The following is an 11555-nucleotide window of genomic DNA, read 5'->3' on the forward strand; positions in this document are numbered from 1 at the left end:
ACAATTGTCAAACCTTATAGACTGAGCTCGAATGTCTCGTGAAGCGCGTTCACTGCAGCTACAAGATCCTTTTCATTAATCAATACCCAGATGGTCGTATGGCTGTCAGCTGATTGCAGGATGTCGATTTCTTTATCCGTCAATGTTTGGACAATTTTCGCCGTCACGCCAGGAATTCCTGTCATACCGGCACCGACAAGGGATACCTTCGCACAGTTGTTGATCACCTTCGGCTTCAGGCCAAGATCATGAAGGATCTCCTCTGCAAGCATGACTTGCTCGGCAGCAATCGTATAGACGACTCCATTTGGCGAGATATTGATAAAGTCGACCGAAATATTTGCCTCAGCCATCGCTTTGAAAACGCGTGACTGTGTTTTATATGCATCCGTATCGGTTTCGATTTTGATTTGGGAAATGCCGGCAAGATGTGCAATGCCGGTAATCAGCCGGTCAGGAATATCTTTGCCGGCAAAGCTGTCCCTGGATGATGTGACAAGGGTTCCTTCTGAAAGGGACCCTGTCGAGCGCACACGCATCGGGACCTTTGCCTGCATCGCGATCTCGACTGCCCGCGGATGCACCACTTTTGCACCTTGATATGCCAGGTTGCAAATTTCAGTGTATGTGACGACATCGAGCATACGCGCTTCCTCGACAACACGGGGATCGGCAGTCATGATTCCTTCCACATCCGTGAAGATGTCGACATATTCCGCTTGCAAAGCAGCGCCGAGTGCAGCTGCGGATGTATCGCTGCCGCCCCGGCCTATGGTCGTGACCTCTCCGTCTTCCGTCATGCCTTGGAATCCGGCTACCACGACGACATCATGGGTTTCGAGTTCTTCCCAAACCCTATCGACGCGCATTTCCTTGATTTTCGCAGCTGTGAATTCATCATTGGTGATGAAACCAGCCTGGGCCCCGGTCAATGCAGCGGCTCGGATTCCCTTGGCGTTCAGTGCATTTGAGAACACGACCGAGGAGATGACCTCGCCGCAGGATAGCAGCAAATCCTTCTCCCGTTTGGAAATATGCGTCTCACCTGGAACTCCGATCAGTCCAAGCAAGGAGTCGGTTGCATATGGATCGGGATATCGGCCGATTGCCGATACGACGACCACTACCTTATTCCCTTCCTTCAGGGCTGCCTCGATGTGCTGGATGGCTTCCGCCTGATTGTCTCTTACAGACGTACCGCCGAACTTCTGGACTAACACTTTCATTTCTACACCTCAGACTGTAAGCAAGTTATGTTGGATCAATCGTTCTGCGATTTGGACACTATTCCATGCTGCACCTTTCAAGAGGTTATCGGACACGATCCACAGATGGAATCCATTATCATGATCGGGATCCTTGCGCACTCTTCCCACGAATACTTCTTTCTTGCCCGCTGCCGAAAGCGGTGTCGGATAAGTCTGTGTGCCCGGATCATCTTCGAGCACGACTCCTTCGGCTGCTGCCAGTTTATCCTGGATATCCTTGACAGTGAGGCCGCTTTGGCCAAGCTCGACATATACGCTTTCGGCATGGGAAGTGAATACTGGCAGCCGTACACAAGTAGCCGAGACGTGAAGGTCCTCTGCATGCATGATTTTCTTTGTTTCATTGATCATTTTCATTTCTTCATATGTGTACCCATTATCCTGGAACACGTCGATTTGCGGCAGCGCATTGAAGGCTACCGGGAAGTGGCGTTCATCCCCTTTGACCGGAAGGACACTTGCTTCCATGTCTTCTCCGTTCAGGAATTGCTGCGCTTGGTTTTTCAATTCGTCGATTGCGACTGCTCCAGCCCCGGACACAGCTTGGTAAGTAGAGACGATGATACGGGAAAGACCGTAAGCTTCTTTCAGCGGCTCCAGTGCTGCGACCATTTGGATCGTAGAGCAGTTCGGGTTGGCGATGATACCTTTATGAAGCTTCAGGTCACCCTCGTTCACTTCCGGTACTACAAGCGGCACTTCAGGGTCCATACGGAACGCACTTGTATTATCGACCACTACCGCCCCGCGCTTCACAGCTTCCGGTGCCAGCGCCTTGGATACGGAACCGCCTGCAGAAAAGAGTGCAATATCAACACCCTCAAAGCTTTCTGGTTTGGCTTCCTTCACCGTATGGCTTTTACCTTTGAAATCTATTTGCTGCCCAGCTGATCTGCTGGAAGATAATAAGGATAGCTCGCCGATCGGAAAATCGCGTTCTGCAAGAGTCTCCAGCATCTTTTGCCCAACAGCGCCCGTCGCGCCTACCACTGCGATATGATAACCTTGCTGTGTCATGAAAAACCCTCTCCTCTGTCTATCTGAATGGATACATTTCTATTGTTATTACGCTAGCTTAGATGTAACGCTAGCACTATTCTATCATAATTTTTCTGTCATAGGTTATCGTTTGAGGAGTTTAGGAAAAACGTTGGACCAATACAGGCTGCAGCTGCTTATACTCCAGTGCAGCTTCGATCGTTTCGGGAAGCTTTGTCATATCGGCAACCAAGGAATTCGGCTTTTTGAATGGGTCATCTTGTCCGAACGGGATGAAATACATGTATTTTGCCGCCATGAGACGCATCAGGTTCACACCATTGAGCCCAAGGGCATCGTTCGTACTGATTCCGAGTACGATGGGTTTGCCATTGCGCACTGTGGCTTTGACCGCCATCAATACCGGACTATCCGTCAATGCATTGGCCAGTTTTGACATGCTGTTGCCGGTGAGCGGTGCAACGACCATGCAATCAAGCGGTTCACGAGGACCTAATGGCTCTGCTTCCGGGATGGTGCGAATGATCTTTGTTTTCGTCAAATCACTGATCTTTTGCATATGATCCTTGGCATCGCCGAAATAGGTGTCAGTGAATTGTACCGTGTTGCTGACAACGGGAACCACTTCCGCCCCGAGCTTCACCAGCTGTTCGATTTGGGGAAAAATTTCGCTGTAGGTGCAATGGGAGCCCGTAATACCGAACCCGATCCGTTTTCCTGCTAAACTCATATGGTTACTCCTCCTTTTAGCTGTTTGTTAAAATCTGTTTGATGACGACAGACAAAATATTACCGGCGGTTTTCGGGGCGACAATTCCGGGCAGGCTCAGTGCGTGGATGGCTTGGATGCCTCGTTTTTTCGCATAATGGAAGTCGACTCCGCCTGGCTTGGAAGCAAGGTCGATGATCAGTGTCTGCGTAGGCAGCTGCTCAATGATCGCTTTCTTCACGACAAGTGCAGGAATGGTATTGATCAGGATATCACTATCCTTGACCACTTCCGGCAGAATTTCGAGGAAAAATGCATGCATTCCCATTTCGCTTATCCGGGCAATATCGGCATCATGAATCGAACCGACATGGACATCGGCGCCAAGTGCATCGAATTTGCTGGCTACGCTCATGCCGACACGTCCGAAACCAAGCACGACGACCTTGGAGCCGTGGATGGTGAAATCGGTATGTTTGATAGCTGTCATGATGGCGCCCTCGGCTGTTGGAATCGAGTTATAGATTGCGACATCGTCCCTGTCGAAAAGGGACACAAGACGCAAATTCCGCTTTTTGCACAAATCTGTCAGATAGTCATTCGTGATACCTGTGAAAATGACACAATCCCGGGGCAATCGATCCATCCAGCTTTCCGTCAGCTGAATGTTCTTATCGGAAAAAACTGTTTCAATCTGCCCATCGGGACCTACGCCGGGAATCGGGAGGATGACTGCATTCAGACTCTGTGGGTCAAGATCCTCCAACTCCCGCTGGATACCGCCGGTGAAGCTTTGACTGATTTGTTCGAAGCCCACTGCAAATACAGATGCATTCGCACTGCATTGCAAGCTGCGAATCATCTCCAAGTAGCGGGCGTCACCGCCAAGAACAGCGATAGTCAATTCGGTGGTCAAACTCTCACCTCGCTCTGCAGCGTATTTTCATGATTCTTTTTCAATGGAGATTGTTGCTTTCGAGTTATCATATGAGGAATACCGCGAGGAGTGATTGAATTGGGTCATGATGCAAACACAAAAAAAGCCAGTGCATTGTGCACTGGCAAAAGTTACGTCTTTATAAGTATCATATGTTTCCCGACTGTCTGGATTTCCTCCCAGGCAATGCGATTATCACTGCCTTCCTTGCGCAACCCGAACCATTTATAATTCGGTATGAGAAATGCATCGATTTTTCCAGTGACTGGATTGAACTCGATATCCGTCTGTCCAAGCACACCCAACCGTTCGCCATTGTTCACATCAATGATCTCTTTATCACCTATGTCCTTGAAACGCAAAGCAGATCAGCTCCTTTTATTTTGGTGCGACAATCGCTGTTGCCGGCTCTTTGCCGAAGATTTCCTGGATGACGGCGTCCACATCTTCCATTGTCACGCTGTCGATTCTTTCGATCAATTCATTCAAAGAGGGATGCTTGCCAAGCAGCAGTTCATTCCGTCCATTCCTGCTCATCCTGCTGTTCGTGCTTTCCAAGCCGAGCATATAGTTGCCTTTCAGCTGCTCTTTCGTATTGCGCAGCTCTTTGTCGGTGAGACCATCAGCCTTCAGTTTCTCCAGCGTCTGGTAAATCGTTTTCTGGAGCTCATCCAGCTGTTCTTTTCCCGTCCCGGCATAAATGGTCAGCATACCGCTATCCATGTACGTACTATGATAGGAGAACACAGAATAAGCCAAACCTTTTTCCTCCCGGACATCCTGGAACAATCTTGAGCTCATGCTGCCGCCCAAGACATTGTTTACGACCATCAGGCTGTAGCTTGCCGGATCATCCAATTTCAACCCTTGATAACCGATTGTCAAATGGGCTTGTTCGGTTTCCTTGGATCGGCTGATTGTATTCGGCTTGAATGGAGGCACTTCAAGCGCCCGGTGAGCCGATTCAGCTTGAAACGCCCCAAAATGCTCCTCCACATTTTTGATGAATGCATCATCCACATTCCCCGCTACAGATACTACCATCTTCCCAGGCACGTAGTGTGATTCTTTATAATTCCTTACCGACTCGCTGGTAAAGCTCATCAGCGTGCTTTCTGAACCGAGAATCGGCAATCCGAGCGGATGCTTGCCATAAGCAGCCTCGGCGAGCCAATCATGGATGATATCATCCGGCGTATCTTCAGCCATCTTGATTTCTTCCAAGACGACTTTGCGCTCCTTCTCGATCTCTTCCTGCGCGAACTGAGATTCAAAGAACATGTCCGCTAATACTTCCAATGCAAAATCCTTATGTGTATCCAGCACTTTTGCGTAATAGCATGTATATTCCTTGGAGGTAAAAGCATTCACCATGCCTCCGATGGCATCGAAGGCCTCGGCTATCTCCTTGGCAGAACGTTTTTTCGTCCCCTTGAAAAACATATGCTCCAAAAAGTGGGACAATCCATTATTCTTCTCTTCTTCATTCCTTGAACCTGTCAAAATCCAAATGCCAATTGTAACGGAACGTACCGATGGCATGTTTTCTACTACGACTCTTAATCCATTCTTGCAAGTATGCTTCTGCAGCAAATTCGAATCCTCCCAATCAACGTACATCTTGCTGTACCATTATCTTCCTTCATTCAATATCGTATCCAAAGTCGATACACTGTACCCCTTATCCTCAATCGCTTTCAGCATATCTCCAAGACCTGCCTCCACGACAGGAGTAGGATGCATGAGGATGAAAGCCCCGGGATGCAGTTTTTCGGTCACGCGTTTCATCATAACAGGAACAGTCGGCTTTTGCCAATCAATGGTATCGACCGACCAAAGAATCGTTTCCATCTGCTGTTCATCGGCAGCCTGGATGACCCCGTCATTGAAGCTTCCGCTCGGCGGGGCAAAATAGACTGGCTTCTCACCTGTGATGGCATGGATGATTTCATTTGTCTCACTTATCTGCTCAGCCGATTCGGTTTTGCTCATTTTTTTCATGTCAGGATGGTTGTATGCGTGGTTCCCGATGACATGTCCTTCTTCCTTGATCATCTCGACAAGCTGATTATGCTCTTTCGCCCATTTCCCTTCGATGAAGAAATTGGCCTTTACATTTGCTTCTTTCAACGTTTGCAAGATTGCCGGAATATGGTCTTCCCCCCATGAGACATTGATCAATAAGGCGACCTGCTCCTGATCTTCCCTGGCGCGGTATATCGGAGATGCCGGCAGCTCATCCAGGGTGATTTCCGGCTCGACTTCTTCGATTACAAGCAGCTCGCGATCAAACATACCAGCCTTCTTCATTTTTTCCAAGGAAGCATCGACATCTACCTTGGTGCCAGCCTTGCCGGGCACCTTCTTCCATATCTTATCGATTCGCGCATTTTCAGCCGGCTTTTCGACTTCCTGGCGTACTGCTTCTATTTCCTGTCGCAGTTCTTCCTCATCTGCCCGCACTGCTACATCGGAAAAAACCGGATGATGCGCGACAGATGCGGTCTGAAACGGCGTATGACCGCTATCGATAAGCAGGAATATCAGTGTGATGAATACGATTAGGTGAATGATAATCCGGTGCATTCCCATCCCTCCCTAATCTAGCTTATGAAGGGCTGGGACAAGGAAGAACAAGCATGGCATTTTATCCTTCAAAAAAAGAAACTGGCTGGACCAGTTTCTTCCGTCATGCTTATTATTCAGCAGATTCCTGCTGTTCTTTTTCCTTTTTGGCTTCGATCAATAATTGTTTATGTGAAAGGTTCACTCGACCTTGACGATCGATTTCCTTGACTTTCACTTTCAGCTTATCGCCGATTTTGACGACATCTTCCACCTTGCCCACACGCTCTTCAGCAAGTTCTGAGATGTGGACCAAGCCATCTTTTCCTTTGAACAATTCAACAAAGGCACCGAATTTCTCGATTCGTTTGACTGTACCCTCATACACTTCACCGACTTCGACCTCGCGTACGATGTCGCTGATGATCTGCTTGGCTTGTTCGTTCTTGGCAGAATCAGTGGAGGAGATGAACACTGTACCGTCTTGTTCGATATCGATTTTGACGCCGGTTTCTTCGATGATTTTATTGATTTGTTTACCGCTTGGTCCGATGACATCGCGGATTTTATCCGGATTGATTGTCATCGTCAGGATCTTCGGAGCATATGCAGACAGCTCCTGCTTCGGCTCCCTGATCGTGGACATCATATGATCGAGGATTTCAAGGCGTCCTTTACGAGCTTGTGTAAGTGCCTCTTCAAGGATTTCCCGGTTCAAGCCTTCGATCTTGATATCCATCTGCAAAGCTGTGACGCCTTTTTCAGTACCCGCCACTTTGAAGTCCATGTCTCCAAGTGCATCTTCCATGCCTTGGATATCGGTTAGGATCGTATAATCATCACCGGATTTGACAAGGCCCATGGCAATACCTGCTACCGGCGCTTTGATCGGAACACCAGCATCCATCATGGCCATTGTGCTGGCACAAATACTGGCCTGTGACGTAGAGCCGTTCGATTCAAGGATTTCGGACACAAGGCGGATTGTATACGGGAAATCCTTTTCGGAAGGGATGACCTTCTCCAACGCACGCTCCCCGAGGGCCCCATGACCGATTTCCCGTCGTCCCGGAGCACGGATTGGTCCTGTCTCCCCGACACTGAAATGAGGGAAGTTATAATGATGCATGAAGCGCTTCGTCTCTTCCGTATCCAATCCATCGAGGATCTGTACGTCACCAAGTGCGCCCAATGTACAAACACTGAGTGCCTGTGTCTGGCCCCGCGTGAACAGTGCAGAACCGTGCGTACGCGGAAGGACGCCGATCCGTGATGACAGCGGACGGATTTCATCCACTCCGCGTCCATCCGGACGGATCTTGTCCTTCGTGATGGCCCGGCGGACTTCTTCCTTCACAAGCTTGTCAAGGATGCCCTTCACCTGCTTGATGGTATCTTCATCTGCTTCCTGCTCTTCATAGAATGTCACCATCTCGTCCTTGACTTCACTGATTGCCGCTTCACGTGCTTTCTTCTCATGCACTTCGATTGCTGCTTTCAGCTTATCGTAGCAGCGGTCCTTGACATCTTCCATCAATTCCTTGTCCAAATCGAAGAGCTGCACTTCCATTTTTTCCTTGCCTACAGCCGCAACAATCTCTTCCTGGAATGCAACGAGTCGCTTGATTTCTTCATGACCGAACATGATTGCTTCCAGCATGATGTCCTCCGGCACTTCCTGCGCGCCTGCTTCCACCATGTTGATGGCATCTTTCGTTCCGGCTACGGAAAGATCGATGTCACTTCTCTCTTGCTGTTCCTTCGTCGGGTTGATGACGAATTCACCGTCGACACGGCCGACCACAACACCCGCTATCGGACCATTGAATGGGATATCGGAAATGCTGATTGCAATGGAAGAACCGATCATTGCTGCGATTTCGGAAGAATAATCCTGATCCACACTCATGACCATGCTGATCACTTGCACATCGTTCCTGAATCCATCAGGGAATAAAGGACGGATCGGACGGTCGATCAGACGGGAAGCAAGTACTGCTTTCTCACTCGGACGTCCCTCCCGTTTGATGAATCCCCCTGGGATTTTACCTACTGCATATAGTCTTTCTTCGTAGTTAACTGTCAATGGGAAGAATGGTAAGTCCTTCGGTTCCTTGGAACCAGTGACAGTGGATAGTACGGATGTATCGCCGTACTGGATGAGGCAAGCGCCGTTCGCTTGCTTGGCAAGTTCCCCGATTTCGACAGTGAAAGTCTGTCCGGAAATCTCAGTGGAGAACACTTGTTTTTGATCTGCCATGAATAAAGCCCCTCTCATTAATCTTACATTGGATCCTGTCTTTGTATTATGCACTTGTCCAGGTTCCATTTATCACACTATGTAAAATAGGTTTTCTCCTATAGAAAAAGCGGGAATTATTCCCGCTTTTAGTCAATCTTATCGGCGTAGGCCAAGTTTTTGGATTAGTTCACGGTAACGTGTAACATCTTTTTCGCGAAGATAGTTCAACAAGTTACGGCGGCGACCAACCATTTTCAATAGGCCACGGCGTGAATGGTGATCTTTTTTGTGTGTACGAAGGTGTTCGTTAAGTGTAGTGATTTCCTCCGTCAAAACAGCGATCTGCACTTCTGGTGAACCAGTGTCAGTGTCATGTGTTTTGTATTCTGCGATCAGTTGATTCTTGCGCTCTTTAGAGATTGCCATTTGTTATTCCTCCTGAAAATCTGATAGTAACCCCATTCCCCGAGCAATCGCCGGAGTAGCGAATTGCCAAGCGAAGGTTTTCCATAGTCCAGATTACACTTTTTGCTGACAGAATGCAAGTCTATTGGACAACATTCTATGCAAAATATGCGCCGATCTGTTCTTTATCCCGGTCCAGCTGCGCAACAAGTGCCTCGATTCCGTCGAATTTGACTTCCTCCCGGATGAATTTACACCAGGATACGGTGACATCCTCGCCATAAATCTGTTCATCGAAATCGAGGATATGCACCTCCAGGTTCGGAACAACAGCATCTTCCTGGAAGGTCGGTTTGAATCCGAGGTTGGCCATGCCTTTGTAGGTTTTATCATCAATCAATACCTCCACGGCATAAACACCCACTTTTGGCAGGAAATAATCCTCGGCGATGCGGATATTCGCTGTCGGGTATCCGATAGTGCGTCCGCGCTGATCACCAGTGATGACCTCTCCTGTCAATGTCAGCGGATGACCGAGCAGATCGATCGCTGCTTCCACCTCTCCATTTGCAACAAGCTGACGGATTTTCGTGGAGCTGATTTTCTCTTCCCCACTCTCGACTTTTGCCACCGCTTCATATGAAAACGCATGCTGCTTGGCAGCTTCCCGAAGCGTATCGGCATTCCCCGCACCTTTCTTGCCGTATGTGAAATCAAAACCAGATACAAGATGACGCACTGCCAGTCCGTTGATAAAGCGCTCGATGAAGTCGTCCGGACTAAGACCTGCCAGTTCCTTCGTAAAACCGATCAAATAAAGATAGTCAATTCCCATGCTCTCCAGAATCGCTTCCTTTTCACGGAGCGGTGTCAAATAGTCTTCTCTTGTATCCGCTTTTCCCAATACGACGGATGGATGCGGGTGGAAAGTGATGACCGCACTTTTCAGCTCTCTTTCCCCTGCAGCATCAATCGCTCGCTTGATGACCTCCTGATGCCCGCGGTGGATACCGTCGAAAAAACCGATGGCCGCACTTACAGCAGGCATGTCATCCAGCTTCATTGTTTCTGAATAATGTAGTTTAATCGTTTCCATCTGTGCCTCCTGCTTTCCCTGATACGAATACTCGTTTTGGCTTCAGTAAATGTGGATAGGCAGGGTGCGTCTCATAAATCCCGAGAAGCTGATCACCTTTTTGTACACGATAGAGATCGGCTTCGGACGGCCGTTTGAGTCGCTGACCGTATCTCACTTTTTGTTCAATTACGGCATCTGCCTCGATCAGCGGCATGAATTCTATCGCCTTCGTGACCGGCTGCAGCAATCGTTCCATACTGCCTGCTTCCATTGCCTCTTCCATTTTAGCAAAAGTGACCGTATCCTGTGTACGAAATGCTCCTGCCTGAATTCGTTCCAAGTCGCTCATATGAGCAGGGTATCCAAGCGCTTTGCCTATATCCACACAGAGTGTACGGACATAAGTACCTTTCGAGCAGCTGACGGTGAACCGGAACACACTTCCATTTTTGCTCACAGACGTTTTGTCCAGGACGATTTCATGTATCGTCACCTGCCTGATGGGACGCTCCACTTCCAGCCCTTTCCGAGCATACTCGTATAATTTCCGTCCCGCGACCTTGACTGCGGAATACATTGGCGGTACCTGTTCGATTTCCCCGGTGAACTGCTGGAGGACCGATTCGATGGTCTCCAGAGGAATCGGTTCCATGACCTGCTTTTCCTCGATTACAGCACCGCTTTTATCTTCTGTCTCTGTAGCGGTGCCCAGGGTCACTTCTGCAACATAGGTTTTGGACGTATCGGTCAAATAAGGGACGATCTTCGTTGCTTGGCCGATACAGAGCGGCAAGACACCTTCTACGTCCGGATCCAATGTACCAGTGTGCCCAATTTTCTTCGTTTGCAATATTTTGCGCGCCTTGAACACGCAATCGTGGGAAGTCATCCCCTTTGGTTTCCATAATGCAAGGATCCCATCCAATGCCAGCACCCCTTTGTACTATGTAAAAAAGAATCCCTTCCTCCCATGAAGGGCGAAGGGATTCTCCATCGTCTCTTATCTATCGGAATCGTTGAGCTCCTTCAAGAGATGTTCGATTCGATTACCTTGTTCGACAGCTTCATCGAATTCAAATGCCAGCTCCGGCGTCTTGCGCAAACGGATACGTCTGCCGATTTCCGAGCGGATGAATCCTTTCGCTTTCGCCAATCCAAGAAGCGTATTATGCTTTTGCTTCTCTTCGCCCAGGACAGAGATATAAACCTTCGCCTGCTGCAGATCGCCAGTCACTTCCACATCAGTCACTGTCACAAAGCCGATTCGCGGATCTTTGATCTTTCTGGATATAATATCGCCAAGCTCTTTTTTCATCTGCTCTGCGACACGATTTGCTCGTAATTCACTCATA

12 protein-coding genes are annotated in these 11555 nt (G+C 48.7%); all 12 read right to left on the minus strand.

All coding sequences use genetic code 11. From position 1 onward, the window contains the following. Positions 1–14 precede the first annotated feature (14 nt). The gene (dapG, locus tag MHI54_RS00710; RefSeq protein ID WP_095214748.1) at positions 15–1226 is read right to left on the minus strand and encodes an aspartate kinase; all 1212 of its coding nucleotides are present in this window, start codon (positions 1224–1226) and stop codon (positions 15–17) included. Positions 1227–1235: 9 nt separating this feature from the next. Further along, positions 1236–2285, minus strand: coding sequence for an aspartate-semialdehyde dehydrogenase (locus tag MHI54_RS00715; RefSeq protein ID WP_095214747.1), 1050 nt, complete (start codon positions 2283–2285; stop codon positions 1236–1238). Positions 2286–2406: 121 nt separating this feature from the next. Further along, positions 2407–2997, minus strand: a complete 591-nt coding sequence (dpaB, locus tag MHI54_RS00720) for a dipicolinate synthase subunit B (protein ID WP_095214746.1) — start codon at positions 2995–2997, stop codon at positions 2407–2409. Positions 2998–3013: 16 nt separating this feature from the next. After that, positions 3014–3892, minus strand: a complete 879-nt coding sequence (gene dpaA, locus MHI54_RS00725) for a dipicolinic acid synthetase subunit A (protein WP_095214745.1) — start codon at positions 3890–3892, stop codon at positions 3014–3016. A gap of 152 nt (positions 3893–4044) precedes the next feature. After that, on the minus strand, positions 4045–4275 hold the full coding sequence (locus MHI54_RS00730; protein WP_093726550.1) for a YlmC/YmxH family sporulation protein: 231 nt from the start codon (positions 4273–4275) through the stop codon (positions 4045–4047). Positions 4276–4291: 16 nt separating this feature from the next. Next, positions 4292–5506, minus strand: coding sequence for a pitrilysin family protein (locus MHI54_RS00735; RefSeq protein WP_095214820.1), 1215 nt, complete (start codon positions 5504–5506; stop codon positions 4292–4294). Positions 5507–5545: 39 nt separating this feature from the next. After that, positions 5546–6499: a polysaccharide deacetylase family protein gene (locus MHI54_RS00740; protein ID WP_233134801.1), complete on the minus strand. Its 954-nt coding sequence runs from the start codon at positions 6497–6499 to the stop codon at positions 5546–5548. A 112-nt stretch (positions 6500–6611) separates the two neighbouring features. Continuing rightward, positions 6612–8738: a polyribonucleotide nucleotidyltransferase gene (gene pnp, locus MHI54_RS00745; RefSeq protein WP_095214819.1), complete on the minus strand. Its 2127-nt coding sequence runs from the start codon at positions 8736–8738 to the stop codon at positions 6612–6614. Between the two features lie 138 nt (positions 8739–8876). Further along, the gene (gene rpsO / locus MHI54_RS00750) at positions 8877–9146 is read right to left on the minus strand and encodes a 30S ribosomal protein S15 (RefSeq protein WP_095214743.1); all 270 of its coding nucleotides are present in this window, start codon (positions 9144–9146) and stop codon (positions 8877–8879) included. 136 nt (positions 9147–9282) lie between these two features. Then, complete coding sequence (locus MHI54_RS00755) at positions 9283–10221, minus strand: bifunctional riboflavin kinase/FAD synthetase (protein ID WP_340082122.1); 939 nt, start codon at positions 10219–10221, stop codon at positions 9283–9285. Then, positions 10208–11137, minus strand: a complete 930-nt coding sequence (gene truB / locus MHI54_RS00760; protein ID WP_340082123.1) for a tRNA pseudouridine(55) synthase TruB — start codon at positions 11135–11137, stop codon at positions 10208–10210. Before truB ends, MHI54_RS00755 begins: the two co-directional genes overlap by 14 nt. A gap of 66 nt (positions 11138–11203) precedes the next feature. Continuing rightward, positions 11204–11554 (minus strand): 30S ribosome-binding factor RbfA, encoded by a 351-nt coding sequence (rbfA, locus tag MHI54_RS00765; protein WP_095214740.1) that lies wholly within the window; start codon positions 11552–11554, stop codon positions 11204–11206. Between the last annotated feature and the right edge of the window lies 1 nt (position 11555).

Origin of the sequence: Terribacillus sp. FSL K6-0262, assembly GCF_037977385.1 — a bacterium.
Taxonomy (GTDB): Bacteria; Bacillota; Bacilli; order Bacillales; family Amphibacillaceae; genus Terribacillus.

Bases quoted from the DNA above. Each gene is read 5' to 3' on its own strand.
- rpsO (WP_095214743.1), bottom strand. From the start codon at position 9,146: ATGGCAATCTCTAAAGAGCGCAAGAATCAACTGATCGCAGAATACAAA.
- pnp (WP_095214819.1), bottom strand. From the start codon at position 8,738: ATGGCAGATCAAAAACAAGTGTTCTCCACTGAGATTTCCGGACAGACT.
- MHI54_RS00755 (WP_340082122.1), bottom strand. From the start codon at position 10,221: ATGGAAACGATTAAACTACATTATTCAGAAACAATGAAGCTGGATGAC.
- rbfA (WP_095214740.1), bottom strand. From the start codon at position 11,554: ATGAGTGAATTACGAGCAAATCGTGTCGCAGAGCAGATGAAAAAAGAG.
- MHI54_RS00715 (WP_095214747.1), bottom strand. From the start codon at position 2,285: ATGACACAGCAAGGTTATCATATCGCAGTGGTAGGCGCGACGGGCGCT.
- MHI54_RS00740 (WP_233134801.1), bottom strand. From the start codon at position 6,499: ATGCACCGGATTATCATTCACCTAATCGTATTCATCACACTGATATTC.
- dpaB (WP_095214746.1), bottom strand. From the start codon at position 2,997: ATGAGTTTAGCAGGAAAACGGATCGGGTTCGGTATTACGGGCTCCCAT.
- dapG (WP_095214748.1), bottom strand. From the start codon at position 1,226: ATGAAAGTGTTAGTCCAGAAGTTCGGCGGTACGTCTGTAAGAGACAAT.